General features: G+C 71.0%; 12 protein-coding genes. 4 read left to right on the forward strand and 8 right to left on the reverse strand.

Annotation, left to right across the window (positions count from 1 at the left end; all coding sequences use genetic code 11):
- Positions 1-5: 5 nt before the first annotated feature.
- The 3 genes from OG758_RS22905 to OG758_RS22915 all read right to left on the reverse strand — a co-directional run bounded on the left by OG758_RS22905 (position 6) and on the right by OG758_RS22915 (position 3,214).
- Positions 6-914 (reverse strand): ABC transporter permease, encoded by a 909-nt coding sequence (locus tag OG758_RS22905; RefSeq protein WP_326711694.1) that lies wholly within the window; start codon positions 912-914, stop codon positions 6-8.
- On the reverse strand, positions 901-1,857 hold the full coding sequence (locus OG758_RS22910; protein ID WP_326711695.1) for an ABC transporter ATP-binding protein: 957 nt from the start codon (positions 1,855-1,857) through the stop codon (positions 901-903). Before OG758_RS22910 ends, OG758_RS22905 begins: the two co-directional genes overlap by 14 nt.
- Positions 1,858-1,957: 100 nt before the next feature.
- On the reverse strand, positions 1,958-3,214 hold the full coding sequence (locus tag OG758_RS22915) for a LolA family protein (RefSeq protein WP_326711696.1): 1,257 nt from the start codon (positions 3,212-3,214) through the stop codon (positions 1,958-1,960).
- 261 nt (positions 3,215-3,475) lie between these two features.
- On the opposite strand from OG758_RS22915, the gene OG758_RS22920 reads away from it, so the two are divergent.
- The gene (locus tag OG758_RS22920) at positions 3,476-3,775 is read left to right on the forward strand and encodes a hypothetical protein (protein ID WP_326711697.1); all 300 of its coding nucleotides are present in this window, start codon (positions 3,476-3,478) and stop codon (positions 3,773-3,775) included.
- Between the two features lie 49 nt (positions 3,776-3,824).
- Here the strand turns inward: OG758_RS22920 and OG758_RS22925 are convergent, their stop codons facing one another.
- On the reverse strand, positions 3,825-4,835 hold the full coding sequence (locus OG758_RS22925) for a polyprenyl synthetase family protein (protein ID WP_326711698.1): 1,011 nt from the start codon (positions 4,833-4,835) through the stop codon (positions 3,825-3,827).
- A gap of 224 nt (positions 4,836-5,059) precedes the next feature.
- Here OG758_RS22925 and OG758_RS22930 point away from each other — a divergent pair, with 224 nt between their 5' ends.
- Both OG758_RS22930 and OG758_RS22935 read left to right on the forward strand, forming a co-directional pair.
- Positions 5,060-6,574, forward strand: a complete 1,515-nt coding sequence (locus tag OG758_RS22930) for a peptide MFS transporter (RefSeq protein ID WP_326711699.1) — start codon at positions 5,060-5,062, stop codon at positions 6,572-6,574.
- Between the two features lie 28 nt (positions 6,575-6,602).
- The gene (locus OG758_RS22935; RefSeq protein ID WP_326716002.1) at positions 6,603-8,603 is read left to right on the forward strand and encodes a CocE/NonD family hydrolase; all 2,001 of its coding nucleotides are present in this window, start codon (positions 6,603-6,605) and stop codon (positions 8,601-8,603) included.
- A 31-nt stretch (positions 8,604-8,634) separates the two neighbouring features.
- On the opposite strand, the gene OG758_RS22940 is transcribed toward OG758_RS22935, so the two are convergent.
- From OG758_RS22940 to OG758_RS22950, 3 genes are all read right to left on the reverse strand, one after another.
- Positions 8,635-9,456 (reverse strand): HAD family hydrolase, encoded by an 822-nt coding sequence (locus OG758_RS22940; protein ID WP_326711700.1) that lies wholly within the window; start codon positions 9,454-9,456, stop codon positions 8,635-8,637.
- Between the two features lie 99 nt (positions 9,457-9,555).
- Complete coding sequence (locus OG758_RS22945) at positions 9,556-10,758, reverse strand: NAD(P)-binding domain-containing protein (RefSeq protein WP_326711701.1); 1,203 nt, start codon at positions 10,756-10,758, stop codon at positions 9,556-9,558.
- An 87-nt stretch (positions 10,759-10,845) separates the two neighbouring features.
- Positions 10,846-12,111, reverse strand: a complete 1,266-nt coding sequence (locus OG758_RS22950; protein ID WP_326711702.1) for a carboxylate--amine ligase — start codon at positions 12,109-12,111, stop codon at positions 10,846-10,848.
- A 213-nt stretch (positions 12,112-12,324) separates the two neighbouring features.
- Here OG758_RS22950 and fahA point away from each other — a divergent pair, with 213 nt between their 5' ends.
- Entirely contained in the window at positions 12,325-13,587 is a 1,263-nt protein-coding gene (gene fahA / locus OG758_RS22955) for a fumarylacetoacetase (protein WP_326711703.1), read from the forward strand.
- 58 nt (positions 13,588-13,645) lie between these two features.
- On the opposite strand, the gene recQ is transcribed toward fahA, so the two are convergent.
- Entirely contained in the window at positions 13,646-15,622 is a 1,977-nt protein-coding gene (gene recQ / locus OG758_RS22960) for a DNA helicase RecQ (RefSeq protein WP_326711704.1), read from the reverse strand.
- Position 15,623: the final 1 nt, after the last annotated feature.

Raw genomic sequence — 15,623 nt, forward strand, 5'->3', positions numbered from 1 at the left:
GTTGGTTACGCCGTGATGTCCTTCGCCGTGAAGCGCGCCCACGCCGCTGAGCCGAACACGGCCGCGTACAGGCCCTGGAGGCCCAGGTTCTTGAGCAGGTCGTCCCAGTAGACCGGCTCGCGCATCAGGTCGGCGAAGGACAGCCAGTGGTGCGAGAACAGGTACGGCTGGATCGCGTGCAGCTGGGGGATCTGATCGAGGATCTGGACGGTGATGAGCAGGCCCACCGTCGTCGCCATCGCCGCGATCCCGCTGTTGGTGAGGGTCGAGACGAACAGTCCGAGCGCGGCGATCCCGACGAGTGACGCGGCCACGACGAGGGCGATCAGCAGGGCCCGTACGAGTCCCTCGCCGAAGCCGATCCGGGTGCCGGAGATCGTGACGAGGTCGCCGAGCGGGAAGAGCAGGACACCCGTGGCGAGCGCCGTCACCGCCACGACCAACGTCGCGACCAGGCAGAACGTCATCGTCGTCGCGTACTTGGTGAGCAGCAGACGGGTGCGGCCCGCGGGGGCGACGAGCAGATAGCGCAGCGTCCCCGCGTTCGCCTCCCCGGCGATCGCGTCGCCCGCGATCACCCCGACGGCCATCGGCAGGAAGAACGGGAGCGTCGCGGCGAGCGACGTGAAGACCAGGAACAGGCCGTTGTTGGTGATCTGCGCGATGAACGCGGGTCCTCCCCCGCCGCCGCCCGCGGCCGGTGAACTGCCGCTCGTCTCGATCTTCACGGCGATCCCGACGAGGATGGGCACCCCGGCCAGGACGGCGAGCAGGGCGATCGTGCGCCAGCGGCGGAACGTGGTGACCAGCTCGCTGCGGAACAGGCCCAGCGTCCAGATCCTCTTCCGCACGGGCGACGCGTCCGTCACGGCGGTGTCGGTGGTGCCGGCGGCCGTGGCCTCAGCCTGCGACATCGAATCCCTCTCCCGTCAGGGCCACGAACGCGTCCTCCAGCGAAGCCCGTTCGAGTCCGAAGCCGCGGACACGGACACCCGCGGTGACCAGCGCGGCGTTCAGCTCGGCGAGGTCGGTGCCCGGACCGGGCGGCTCGCCGGTCACCTGGTCGTCCGTCACGGTCAGGTCCGCGATGCCGCGCTCCTTCAGGACGCGCGCCGCGTCGCCCGGGTCGGGGGTCGTGACCACGAGCCGGCCTCGGACGCCCGCCGCCAGCTCGGCGACCGGACCCTGCGTGATGAGCCGGCCCCGCGCCATCACGGCCGCGTGCGTGCAGACCTGCTCGATCTCATCGAGGAGGTGCGAGGAGAGGAAGACCGTCGTGCCGTCCGACGCCAGCTCCCGCACCAGGGAACGGATTTCGCGCATGCCCTGCGGATCGAGGCCGTTCGTCGGCTCGTCGAGCACGAGGAGTCTGCGGGGCTGGAGCAGCGCGGCCGCGAGCCCGAGGCGCTGCTTCATGCCGAGCGAGTACGCCTTCGCCTTCTTGCCCGCGGCGGCCGTCAGGCCCACCCGGTCGAGCGCGGTGGCGACGCGGGCGCGGCGGGTGCGGGGGTCGGCGGCCGGATCCGCGGAGTCGTACCGGACGAGGTTGTCCCGGCCGGACAGGAACCCGTACAGGGCGGGGCCCTCGATGAGCGCGCCGACGTGCGGGAGGACCGTCCGCGTGGCGCGGGGCATGGGGAGGCCGAGGACGCTGGCCGTGCCGGACGTCGGCTCGATCAGGCCCATCAGCATGCGGATGGTGGTGGTCTTGCCCGAGCCGTTCGGCCCGAGGAAGCCGAAGACGCTGCCGGCGGGGACGGTGAGGTCGAGGCCGTCGACCGCCAACTGGTCGCCGCCGTAGCGCTTGGTGAGAGCCCGCGTCTCGATCACGGACTGCTCGGCAGTGCTCGCCGCCATCTCGCTCCCGTCGTGCCCGTCGGTCCTGGTGGAGTGCGGGAGTGGAGGCACCGGGACCGGCGCCTCCACTCCTGCCTGCCAACTCTCGTGCCGCGTACGGCTACTGCGCCGCGTTCGCCGCCTTCACGAGCGCGTCCTTGGTGACCGCGCCCGCGTAGACCTTGCCGTCGTCCGTGACGAGAGCGTTGACCAGGCGCGTCGAGAAGACCGTGCCCGAGCCGAACTTGCCTGTCACATGGTCGCCGAGCGCGTCCATGAACTTCTGTGCCTCCGGCGGGACATCGCCCGAGGCCGAGCCGCCCGTCGGCAGGCCCTGCCCGCCGGGCAGCTTCAGCTCGGCGATGGACGTCCAGCCCTCACCGATGACCTTCAGGTCCTTCATGCCGCCGCCCTGAGCGTCCCCCAGCTCCTTCGGCATGTCCTTGGGCATGTCCTTGGGCATGTCCTTGGGCGCGTGGGACTTGTCCCGCGCCTTGAGGTCGTCGCCCTCGGTGACCTTGGCGCCCTTCGGCGGGGTGAAGTCGAACGTCGAAGCGGCCGGCTTGGAGAAGTCCACCTTGGTGAAGCCCGCGTCCACGACCGCCTTGCCGCCGCCCGCGGGCGTCAGCGTGAACTTCAGCGGCACACCGGTCTTCGCGTCCACCGAGATCGTGATCCCGCCGACCGTCGAGCCGGCCTGCTTCGGCTTGACGAGCAGCTTGTACGCGTCACGCCCCGCGACCTGCGAGGTGCCTTCCACGGAGATCGACGTCGTCTTGCCGGACGCCTTCAGGACCTCGTCCGCGAGCTCCTTCGGCGTGGCCGGGACACCCTTCGGCGTCTCGCCCTTGCGGTGCTTCGCGGCCCGGTCACCTGCGGCAGCGGCGTCCTTGGTGTGGTACGCCTCGTTCGACGCGCTGTCGTAGGCCCAGACCTCGTCGCCGTTGTGGATCACGCTGTACTCGGCGGCGCTGTCCAGGACGGACAGCTTGTGCCGGTCTGCCCCGTCCGCCGCGATACGCAGCGTGTGCGTGCCGGTGGCCAGCTCCGTCAACTTGGACTGCGGGTCGGCGGAGGAGCCCGCCTTGCCGTCCGAGGAGCCGCCGGCGCCCGGGGTGAAGCCGCCCGCCATACCGCCCAGGGACGGGAGTCCGAGATCCGTGGAGATCTTCACCGTGCCGGACATCTGCTGCACGTCCGACTTGGCGATCTTCTCGATGAGCTGCTGTGCGCTGATCTTCGGCAGATCGGGATTGCCGGAGTCGGCCAGCGCGGGGACGAGCCCGATCGTCGCCGCGGCCACCCCCACCACCGCGACCGGGACCACATAGCGGGTCGCCTTGCGACGACCGGCGCTTTCGGATTCGTACGGTGCCATGTTGTTGCCCTACCTCCGTGTTGGGCGGCGGCCTACCGTCCTTGCTCGTCTGTCCACCCCAAGCCGCCATTCTCACCCGAACTGGTCGGGAGTGGTGCTATCAATCTGACCAAATCGGCCGGCCGGAAGCGTCAGACCCAAGGATCAACTCCGCGTACTCCCGCGGTATGACACGGGAGGGCGTCGCCTCCCCCATCCCGTAGGGGACACGCCAACGACGATGTTCAGCCGCAGGATCTCGCCGGTGCCGGAGAGCAGCCCGTGCCGCTTGCCGACAAGGTGACCTGCTTCGACAACTGCGCCAAGCTCTGGCCGGCCGCCACGACCACCGACGCCAGGAACGTCACGGTCAAGGGCGTCGACAAGAAGCTGGTCCCGACGGTGAAACGGCCGGACGGCACCACCCGGATCACCCTCGCGGGCCGGCCGCTCCACCGCTACGCCAAGGACGACGAGCCGAAGGAGGCGTACGGGCGGGGCGTGGACGGCACATGGTTCGCGGCGACACCCACCGGCGCCAGGGCGCAGGGCAGCGCGGGGTCGAGCAGCAACGGCTACTGACCCCGCCGACCCGCGCGTGGCGGCCCGGTGGGGGTGAGCCGGGAGGGCGTCAGCCCGCCCGGTGCACCACCGCGTCGCACAGCTCCAGAAGGGACGCCTTCGCGTCGCACTCGGGCAGCGGCGCGAGGGTCGCCCGCGCCTCCTCCGCGTACCGCACGGTGTCCCTGCGGGCCTGCTCCAGGGACGGATGGACGCGCAGCCGTTCGAGCGCCTCGGCGTGGCGCGCGTCATCCGTCAGGTCGGAGTCGAGGAGCTCGCACAGGGCGCGGTCCTCGGGCAGGCCGAGCTGCTCGGCGCGCTCGCGCAGGCGAAGCACCGGCAGCGTGGGAATGCCCTCGCGCAGGTCGGTGCCGGGGGTTTTGCCGGACTCGTGCGAGTCGGAGGCGATGTCCAGGACGTCGTCGGCGAGCTGGAAGGCTACGCCGAGCCGCTCGCCGTACTGCGCGAGGACGTCCACGATGCGCTCGTCGGCGCCCGCCATCATCGCGCCGAACCGCACGGCCACGGCGATCAGTGAGCCGGTCTTGCCACCGAGGACGTCGAGGTAGTGGTCGACCGGGTCGCGGCCGTCGCGCGGTCCGGCAGTCTCCAGGATCTGCCCGGTGACGAGGCGCTCGAAGGCCTCCGCCTGGATGCGGACGGCCTCGGGCCCGAGGTCGGCCAGCATGTGGGAGGCGCGCGAGAAGAGGAAGTCGCCGGTCAGGACCGCGACGGAGTTGCCCCAGCGGGTGTTAGCGCTGTCGACGCCGCGGCGCACGTCGGCCTCGTCCATCACGTCGTCGTGGTAGAGCGTCGCGAGATGCGTCAGCTCGACGACGACGGCGGCGGGCACGACACCCGGCGCGTACGGGTCGCCGAACTGCGCGGCGAGCATCGCGAGGAGGGGCCTGAAGCGCTTGCCGCCCGCGCGCACGAGATGCTGCGCGGCCTCCGTGATGAAGGGGACCTCGCTCTTCGTTGCCTCGAGCAGACCCTCCTCGACAGCCGCCAACCCGGCCTGGACATCGGCTTCGAGAGCCTGGTCCCGCACGCTAAGACCGAAAGTCCCGACGACGGTCACGAGAGGTTCTCCTGTCTGCTGACGATCACATGGCGAACTCGGTCGATCATTTGGTCGATGACACGGTTTGTCGATGTGTCGCTGCCATCACTCAAGTCAGCGTATCCGGTCGCGTTTCGATCACAGTGGGGGCCTGCCCGCACAGACCAGGCCGAGCGACCCACGAACACCCCCGGTATGTTCTTGATCAGCTCATACGACCGAGTAGACCGGGAGTCTCCCCTTTGTCCCGCACCACGGCCGAGGCCGAGCCGAACAAACCGGCGAGCGACCAGCCTCCGCCGGGCGACGACCAGGCGTTCTTCGGCCAGCCGCGCGGCCTGCTCACGCTGTCGGGCCTCGAGGTCTGGGAGCGTTTCTCGTTCCTCGGCATGCAGGCCATCCTCGTCCTCTACTTCGCGGACACGGTGGCACACGGTGGCCTGGGCATGTCCGCGGGAACGGCGGCGTCCGTATCGGCAGCGTACGGAACCCTCGTCTATCTCGTCTCGGTGGGGGGCGGCTGGCTCGCCGACCGGATCCTCGGCTCGTACCGCGCGGTCCTGTACGGCGGCATCCTGATCGCCTGCGGCCACTACGCCATGGCGGTGCCGACGGCGGCCATGACCTGGGTCGGCCTCGGCCTGATCAGCGCGGGAACCGGCCTGGTCAAACCCAATGTCGCCACCATGGTCGGCAAGCTCTACCGCACCGACGACGAGCGCCGCGACGCCGGCTTCGCGCTGTACTACATGGGCATCAACATCGGCGCCTTCGCGGGCCCGTTGATCACCGGCTGGCTCGGCGACCACCAGGGCTGGCACTGGGGCTTCTCGGCCGCCGCGATCGGCATGACGTTCGGTCTCATCCAGTACGTCGCCGGGCGGCGTCACCTGGCCGGACGCAAGCACGCGGCCGAGTACGCCCTGCCGCCCGAGGGGATGCGGCGCGCCATCCGGCTGATGATCGCGGGCGCGATCGCCGTCGCCGTACTCGCCGTGGTCCTCGTGTGGGCCGGCCGGCTGACGATGGACCGCTTCGTGGACGTCCTCACGGTCATATCGGTGATCGCGCCGGTCGTGTACTTCGCGGTGATGTTCCGCAGCCCCCGTGTGACCGCCGAGGAGCGCGGCAGGCTCAAGCCGTACGTCGTGCTCTTCCTGGCCTCCGTGGTCTTCAACTTCATCCTGTTCCAGGCGTACTCGACGATGATCCTGCTGGCCTCGACGAACGCCAGGACCGAGATCCTCGGCTTCCACTTCCCAGCCGGCTGGTACGCGTCCGCGCTCGGCGCCTTCGAGGTCGCGCTCGCCCCCGTGGTGGCCGGTCTGTGGGCCCGGATGGGGCCGCGCCAGCCGCACGCCTCCAACAAGATCGCGTTCGGTGTGATCCTGGGCGGTCTGTCGTTCCTGCTCATGGTCATCCCCACCTCGGGCCACAGCGGGGACACGTACAAGATGGCCGCCTGGTGGATCGTCGGCTCGTATCTGCTGCTCGGCCTCGGCGACATCCTCCTGGAGACCTCCGGCATGTCGGCGACGACGAAGCTCGCCCCGAAGGCCTTCTCCAGCCAGACCATGTCGCTCTGGTTCCTGTCGCTCGCCCTCGCCAACGGCATCCAGGCACAGACCGTGAAGCTCTACGGCGAGGTCTCCAATCCCGTGTACTTCGGCGTCAACGGCGCCATCGCCGTCGCCATCGGCCTGGTCGTGGTCGCCCTCGCGCCGTGGCTGCGCAGGACCATGCACCCCGTTCACTGAGGTAACTCCCATGTCAGAAACCCCGGCCATCACCATCCGCACCTCCTTCCCCTACGAGACGACCCGCGAGGACGTTCGCGTACCCCTGCCTGACGGCACCACGCTGTTCGCCCGCATCTGGCGTCCGGTGACCGACGAGCCGGTGCCCGCCATCCTCGAATACCTTCCGTACCGCCTGAGCGACTGGACGGCGCCGCGCGACTGGCAGCGCCACCCCTGGTACGCGGGCCACGGCTACGCCTCCGTACGCGTCGACGTGCGCGGGCACGGCAACTCGGAGGGCCTGCCCGGCGACGAGTACGACGCGACGGAGCTCGCGGACGGGGTCGCCGTCGTCAACTGGCTGGCCGCACAGCCCTGGTGCAGCGGCAAGGTCGGCATGTTCGGCATCTCCTGGGGCGGATTCAACTCCCTCCAGATCGCGGCCCTCGCGCCCGAGCCGCTCAAGGCGGTCGTCACGGTCTGCTCGACGGACGACCGCTATGACAACGACGTGCACTACATGGGAGGTTCCGTCCTCGCGGTGGACATGCACGCGTGGGCGGCGACCATGCTCGCCTTCGTGTCGCGGCCGCCCGACCCGCAGTTCGTCGGCGACGGCTGGCGCGCGATGTGGCTGAAGCGCCTCGAAGCGGTCGACCCGTTCATCCACACCTGGCTAGGCCACCAGACGCGCGACGCGTACTGGCAGCACGGCAGCGTCTGCGAGGACTACACCGCCGTGCGGGCGGCCGTCCTCGCGGTGGGCGGCTGGCACGACCCGTACCGCGACACCGTCCTGCGCCTGGTAGAGAACCTGCCCGACCAGCAGGTGCGCGGGATCATCGGCCCCTGGTCGCACCAGTACCCCGACCGCGGCCTGCCGCCGGGCCCCGCGATCGGCTTCCTCCAGGAGACCCTCCGCTGGTGGGACCACCACCTCAAGGGCGTGGACAACGGCGTCATGGCGGAGCCCAAACTCCGCTCCTGGATCAGCGAATCGCACCCGCCCGCCACCGTCTACCCAACGCTGCCGGGCCACTGGGTCGGCGACCCGTCCTGGCCGTCCCCGAACGTCGCGCCCCTCGCGTACGCCCTTCAGGGCCCGCCCGTGATCGTGAGGTCGCCCCAGCAGACCGGCCTGGACGCGGGCCGCTTCTTCCCCTTCGGGAACGACGCCGACCTGCCGCCGGACCAGCGGGACGAGGACGCCAAGTCGGCGTGCTTCGACTTCGAGGTGCCCTCGGACATCCAGGTCCTCGGCCGGCCGCGGGTGACGCTGCGGATCACCAGCGAGGTACCGCGCGGGCAGGTCGCCGTCCGGGTGTGCGACGTGGCGCCCGACGGCTCGTCCACACTCGTCACACGCGGCGTCCTGAGCCTCTCCTCGCGCGAGGGCCGCGACAAGGCCGTCGCCTGGCCCCCCGGCACCACGGACGAGGTCGACTTCGAGCTGAACGGCATCGGCCACACCTTCCCGGCCGGGCACCGCATCCGCCTCGCGGTGTCGTCCGCGTACTGGCCGTGGATCTGGCCGCAGCCCGGGTCGGAAGCCGGCTTCACCCTCGAACCGGCGGGCAGCACCCTCGAACTGCCCGTCAGGATGGTCGACGCGGAGAACGGCGCCGACATCGGCTTCGAGCGGCCCGAACAGTCCGAGCCGATGGGTGTCGTCTACCCGGCCACCCTGGACGAACAGCGCCCCGAGCGGCTCTGCGTCCGCGACGTCGCCAAGGGCGAATGGCGCCTCGAGGTCGACCCGCGCTACGGCGGCACCCGCGTCTACCCCGACGGCCTCGAATTCACCGAGGACGCCGTGGAGACGTACGTCATCCAGGAGTCGGACCCGCTGCGCGCGCGCACCCGCTCCGACTGGTCGATCCGCCTGCACCGGCCCGAGCTGGCGTGGGACGTGACGATCAAGACCCGCTCCGAAATCGCCTGCGACGCGACGGACTTCATCACCAGCAACGAGGTGGTGTGCCGGGACGGCGGCGAGGTGGTCTTCCACCGGACCTGGGAGCAGCGGATTCCGCGTACGGCGGGGTGAGCGTGCGGGGCGGGGCCGGCGGGGCGCGTGGCTAGCGTCGCGCGAAGTGGCGTTCGAGGATCACGGCGACGCCGTCCTCCTCGTTCGACAGGGTCACCTCGTCGGCCGCCGCCCTGAGTTCGGCGTGCGCGTTGGCCATCGCGACGCCGTGGCCGGCCCACGCGAACATCGGCAGGTCGTTCGGCATGTCGCCGAAGGCCATCGTGCGCTCCGGTGTCAGGCCGAGCCGCTCGGCGGCCAGCGCGAGCCCCGTCGCCTTGGTGACGCCGCACGGCTGGAGCTCCACGGTGCCGGGGCCCGACATGGTGACCGTCGCCAGGTCGCCGACGACCGCCCGCGCCGCCGTCGCCAACTCGTCGTCGGCCAGCCGCGGATGGCGGAGCAGCACCTTGCTGATGGGCTCGGCCCACAGCTCCTCGCGGCGCTCGACGCGCACGGCGGGAAGCGTGGGGTGCGGCATCACATAGCCGGGCTCGATGAGCGTCAGGCCGTCCCTGCCGTCCTGATCGACCGCCGCGTCGACCTGGCCGACCTCGGCCTCGATCTTGCCGAGGGCCTGTTCGGCGAGGTCACGGTCGAGGGTCAGGGACCACACGATGCGGTCCGTCGCCGCGTCGTACAACTGGGCGCCCTGGGCGCAGACCGCGAGCCCGGTGCCGCCGAGCTCGTCGAGGAGCGGCCGCACGCGCGGCGCGGGCCGTCCCGTCACCACGAGGTGGCGGGCCCCCGCGGCGGCCGCGGCCGCGAGGGCACCACGCGTTCGGTCGGAGACCGTGTCGTCGCCGCGCAGCAGCGTCCCGTCCAGGTCTGTGGCGATGAGTTCGAACGGGGCGGAGCGAAACGGAGCGGGCATGATCGAGAGAATACGGACCGCTCCCCCGGGTCACTCCGCCCGGTCACCCCCTCCGTTGCCCCATCCCCTACCCCGCTCGTTCACCCTTGCGCGGGCGCCTCACGCGTGGGCCGCCGCGAGGTGCTTCGCCAGACGTGGCGAGGCGAACTCGGTGCCGCACACGAACCGCATGACCGGCCCGAACGACGACCCGCCCAGCATGCCCGTGAAGTAGAGCCCCGGCACCGAGGACACATAGCCGGCGCCCAGCATGGGGGTGCCCCGGCTGGCGGCTATGCGGGTCCGCAGGCCGTCGCCGAGGAAGTCCATCGCGGCGAGGTCGACGCGGTAGCCCGTCGCGGCGATGACATGGTCCGCGGTCAGCTCCTCGCGGCGTCCGCCGGGGGCCCGCACGGCGAGGCTCACGCCCCCGTCCGCCGCGGCGGACCCCACGATGCCCTCCACCTCGCGCACCCGCACCTTGTCCTCGAACCGCTCACGCAGCCACCACGCCCCGAGCGGACCGAGCACCCGCCGGACGAGGAAGTGCCGTGCCTGCGGCGGGAGATGGCGGTACGGGTGGGGGTAGTACGTCAGCGCGTACAGCGACCAGGCCCGGCCGAACGGCGTCTCGGGGCGCAGCTTCGGCTGGCCCCACGGCGGCGCGCCGAACCGCACGGAACCCTTGCCGCGCGCCACGATCCGTACGCTCGCCCCGGCCTCCGCGGCGAGCGCGGCGGTCTCCAGGGCGGACTGTCCGGCGCCGACCACGATGAGTTCCCTGCCGGAGAACCGGGACAGGTCGTGGTGCTGCGAGCTGTGGGACACGGGACCTGTGGGGGCGGGCCCGTCGGGCGCCGCCGCGGCGAGTTCGTGCGGCAGGTGGTCGAGGCCCGAGAGACCGGTGGCCACGACGACCGCGCGGGCCGTGAACTGCTCCCCGGAGTCCAGCTTGACCTCGAAGTTCTCGTGTCCCCGCCGGTCGACCGACACGACCCTGACCCGCTCGAGGTCGGGCACGAGCTTCTGCTGGAACCAGTCCCCGTAGGCGACGAACGTCTCGACGGGGACGATGTCCTCGTCCGTCACCAGGCGCGGGATACCGGCCGCGTCGCAGTAGTCGACGAGGTCGTGGCCCCGCTGCGGGGCGTCGATGTTCGAGGCGGACGGCACGGACTTCAGGAGCATTCCCGCAGGCATGTGCGAGCGCCAGCTCACCATGGGGTCGCCGAAGACCCGTACCGGAATGCCGCGCGCCCGCAGATGGGCGGCGGTCGACAGGCCGTACGGGCCCGCTCCGATGACAGCTACCGGATGAATCACGAAGTCCCCTCCCCAGGGAAGAACATTTGCTTCCAACTTCGCGTGGCACTTGGTGCTTGTGTGCCCGTAACTCGTCTTACTGGTGCGCTATTCGGTCTTGGCCTTGGCCTTCGTCGTGCCGCTGCCGCGGCGGCTGGTCCGCCACAGCTGATGGAGGTGGCGGGCTCCCGGGCCCACGAACCGGGCGAGCATCGTGAACAGGGGCCGCAGGTCGTCGGTGGCGAGCCACGCGAGCTCCGTGCCCGTGGCGCGGGCCGGGGCGTGCGGGGTCGTGTATCCGCTACGGCGGTAGGCGATGAGAGCGGGCAGGTCGATGTTCTCCACCACGTACCGGTGGCCCGCTCGCTGTTCCCCCTCCGGGACGGCGCGGCCGGTCAGGTCGAGATGCATGGCACGGACGACGTCGATCCCGGACTCGCTCTCGAAGAGCCGGAACTGGGCGCCCATGCGTGGATTGAAGTCGAGGAGCTTGTACTGGCCGTCGCGCCGGTCGAAGCGCAGGTCGAGGTCGATGACGCCGGTGAAGCCGATCTGTTTGATGAAACGCGCGGCGAGGTCCGCGAGTTCCGGGTTGTCGACGACGTACGCGTGCGCCGTCATGCCCGCGTGCGGCGGCCAGGAGCGCACCTTGACACCGGTGAAGAGGGCCAGCGGCGTGGAGTCCGCGTCGAAGTACGCGTGCACGATCCAGTCCTCGGCCTGCTCCCTCGGCAGATACTCCTGGAGGATCACGCCGGGCCGCCCGCCCCAGTCGCGGGCGAGTTCGAGCAGGCCCTCGGGGGTCGCGATCTTCGTCGTCCCGTTCACCGCGGGCCGTTTGCGGCGGGTGAACGCCTCACGGTTCTTGGCGACCACCGGAAATCGGGCCGACGCGGCGAACTCCTCGATGTCGGCGTACGACTCGGGGAACGCCGCCGCCGGCGACGCGACGCCGTGCTCCACACACAGTTCGTGCAGCCCCTGCTTGCTGGCGAGCCGGCGCGGCAGGTCCCGCTCGACGCGCGGGAACAGAAACTTCCCGCCGCCGGCCAGCTCCTCCTGGTGTTCCGCGATGAGGACGGCCGCCTCTTCGTCGGTCGGGATCAGGACCGTAGGCCTGCCGATCCGGCGCGCGATGCGCAGCATGCCCTCGACGAGCCGCTCCGGTTCCTCGGCCCCGGTGGTCCGCCAGGGAAAGGCCCGGCGCAGATAGCGCGAGGACGCCGCGGGGGTGTAACGGTCCTCCGTGATCGCATACATGGGCACGCCGAGGCGCCCCAGGCTGCGGATCGCTCCCACTCCTCCGTGGTGCAGTGGATAGTCGCCGAACTTCACGATCAGGCCCGGCACGTCCCGGTCGACTTCGAACGGCACGCTGCTGGCGCTCCTGGCCACGGGTCCCCCCACGTGTCCTGTCCCCCTTCGGACCCGGACCCACCCCGCCCGCGTCCCCCGATAGGACGCTAAGCCGGAATTGACCACTCCAGCAAGGCTTATCCGGACATTGCGAACTCTTTAGGCACTGCCCCAACGCGGCGCTCCCACGTAACGTGTGGCCCACCCATATGGAAAGCGAGGCAGGTACGCATGTCCGAGCAGACCCCGCTCACCCCCCTCGACCTCCCCGAAGGCGACCCCTTCGGACCGCACAACCTCCCGTACGGGGTGTTCTCCCTGCCGGGGGACGCCGTGGAAGCGCGCCGGGTCGGCGTGCGCCTCGGCTCGTACGTACTGGACGCGGGCGCCGCGGCGGCAGCGCTCGGCTCGCCCTACGTCTCCCTGCTCGCCCGTCCCACCCTGAATCCGCTCATGGCGGCGGGCCGCACCGCCTGGTCGGACGTGCGCCGCGCGCTCACCGCCTGGGTCACGGTCCCGGCCCACCGCGAGACCGTACGGCCCCTGCTGCACCCGCTCGCCGATGTCACCCTGCACCTCCCCTTCGAGGTCGCGGACTACGTCGACTTCTACGCCTCGGAGAACCACGCCCGGAACCTGGGCCGGATGTTCCGCCCGGACGAGGAGCCGCTGAAGCCCAACTGGAAGCATCTGCCGGTGGGTTACCACGGTCGCGCCGGGACGGTCGTGGTCTCGGGCACGGACGTGGTCCGCCCCTCGGGCCAGCGGAAGCCCCCGGCCGACCCGGCTCCCGTCTTCGGCCCCTCGGTGCGGCTCGACATCGAGACGGAGCTCGGCTTCGTCGTCGGGACGCCGTCCGCGCAGGGCACGCCGGTGCCGCTGCCCGCGTACCGCGACCACGTGTTCGGGCTCTGCCTCCTCAACGACTGGTCGGCGCGTGACATCCAGTCCTGGGAGACCGTGCCGCTCGGCCCGCACCTGGGCAAGTCGTTCGCCACGTCGATCTCGGCCTGGATCACTCCGCTGGACGCGCTGGACGAGGCGCGCGTGACGCCCCCGGAGCGCACGTACCCGCTGCTGCCGTATCTGGACGACTCGGCGCCCTCCGCCGACGGCATCGCGGACGAGCCCGGGGGCTACGACCTGCACATCACCGTCACCCTCAACGGCCATGTCATCTCCGAGACCTCCTCCGCCTCCCTCTACTGGACGGCGGCGCAGATGCTGGCCCATATGACGGTGGCCGGCGCCTCCCTGCGCACGGGCGACCTGTACGGCTCCGGCACGATCAGCGGCGCCTCGGAGAACGCACGCGGCTCCCTCATCGAGATCACCTGGAACGGCCGCGACCCCATCGAACTCCCCGACGGCAAGCGGACGTTCCTCGAGAACGGCGACGTGGTCACGATGACGGCGTGGGCCCCCGGCCCGAACAACACCCGCGTGGGCCTCGGCGAGGTGACGGGGCGGATCGTGGCCGGCGCCGCGGTGTAAGACGTCTGGGGGCGGCGCCGTCAGTGGCCTGAGGGCGGCGCCACCACCGTCACCACCTTCACCAATCGATGTCCTCGGGCTCCGGCTCGTCCTCGGGCCAGCCGGGGTCCGGCTCCGGCGCCTCCCCGGCGGCCGAGCCGGTCGGGGCCGGGCCGCCGCCGGAACCGGCGCCGTCCAGGCCCGCCAGGACCTCGAGGACACCCTCGCCCCACGTCGCCAGCTTCTTCTCGCCTACGCCGCCGATCGTGCCCAACTGGCCGATGGACGTGGGGTACTGGAGGGCGATCTCCTTGAGCGTCGCGTCGTGGAAGATGACGTACGCCGGGACCCCGTTCTCCTTCGCCTGCGCTCCGCGCCACGCGCGCAGCGCCTCGAAGACGGGCAGCAACTGCTCCGGCAGGTCCGCCGCGGGCGACTTCGCCTTGCGGTCGCGCGAGGCCGAGCGGGACGTGGCGGGCCGCGGCGCCTCCTTGCGCAGCCACACCTCCCGCTGCCGCCCGAGGACGCTCCCGCTGTCCTCGGTGAGCACCAGCGTCCCGTACTCACCCTCGACGGCGATGAGCCCCTGCGCCAGCAACTGCCGCACCACACCGCGCCATTCGGCCTCGCTCAGGTCCTCGCCGATGCCGAAGACGGAGAGCTGGTCGTGGTCGAACTGGATGACCTTGGCCGTGCGCTTGCCCATCAGGATGTCGATGACCTGGCCCGCGCCGAACTTCTGCCTGCGCTCGCGGTCGAGGCGCACCACCGTGGAGAGGATCTTCTGCGCGGCGACGGTGCCGTCCCAGGTCTCCGGCGGCGAGAGGCACGTGTCGCAGTTGCCGCAGCTGGCCGTCTGCGGCTCCTGCCCGAAGTACATGAGCAGCTGGGACCTGCGGCACTGCGCCGTCTCGCACAGCGCCAGCATCGCGTCGAGGTGGGACCCCGCCCGACGCCGGAACGCCTCGTCCCCCTCCCCCATATTGATCAGCTTCCGCTGCTGGACGACGTCCTGCAGCCCGTACGCCATCCAGGCCGTGGACGCGAGCCCGTCACGCCCGGCGCGGCCCGTCTCCTGGTAGTAGCCCTCGACGGACTTCGGCAGATCGAGATGCGCGACGAAACGGACGTCGGGCTTGTCGATGCCCATGCCGAACGCGATGGTCGCGCAGACGACCAGGCCCTCCTCACGCAGGAAGCGGGACTGGTGCGCCGCGCGGGTGCCCGCGTCGAGACCCGCGTGGTACGGGACCGCCTCGATGCCGTTCCGGCTGAGGAACTCGGCCGTCGCCTCCACCGACTTGCGCGACAGGCAGTACACGATGCCCGCGTCGCCCTCGTGCTCCTGCTTGAGGAAGGTGAGGAGCTGCTTCTTCGGGTCGGCCTTCGGCACGATCCGGTACTGGATGTTGGGCCGGTCGAAGCTCGCCACGAAGTGCTTCGCGTCCGGCATGCCCAGGCGCTGGGTGATCTCCTGGTGCGTGGCGTGCGTCGCGGTCGCCGTGAGCGCGATGCGCGGCACGTCCGGCCAGCGCCGGCCGAGGACGGACAGGGCCAGGTAGTCCGGACGGAAGTCGTGCCCCCACTGCGCCACACAGTGCGCCTCGTCGATCGCGAAGACGGAGATCCTGCCGCGGGAGAGCAGGTCGAGCGTGGAGTCGAGGCGCAGTCGCTCCGGCGCCAGATAGATGACGTCCAGCTCGCCCGCGAGGAACTCGGCCTCGACGGTGCGGCGCTCGTCGAAGTCCTGCGTCGAGTTCATGAACCCGGCGCGGACGCCGAGCGCGCGCAGCGCGTCCACCTGGTCCTGCATGAGGGCGATGAGGGGCGAGATCACGACGCCCGTGCCGGGCCTGACCAGGGCCGGGATCTGGTAGCACAGGGACTTTCCGCCGCCGGTCGGCATCAGGACGACGGCGTCCCCGCCGTCCACGACATGGTCGATGATCGTTTCCTGCTCGCCGCGGAAAGCGTCATATCCGAAGACGCGGTGCAGCGTCTCCAGCGCGCCGCCGCGCATCGCCGTCGCCACGCCGGGCTCCGTCACCTCGCTCATG

Source organism: Streptomyces sp. NBC_01474 (assembly GCF_035918215.1).
In the GTDB taxonomy this organism is placed as follows: domain Bacteria; phylum Actinomycetota; class Actinomycetes; order Streptomycetales; family Streptomycetaceae; genus Streptomyces; species Streptomyces aureus.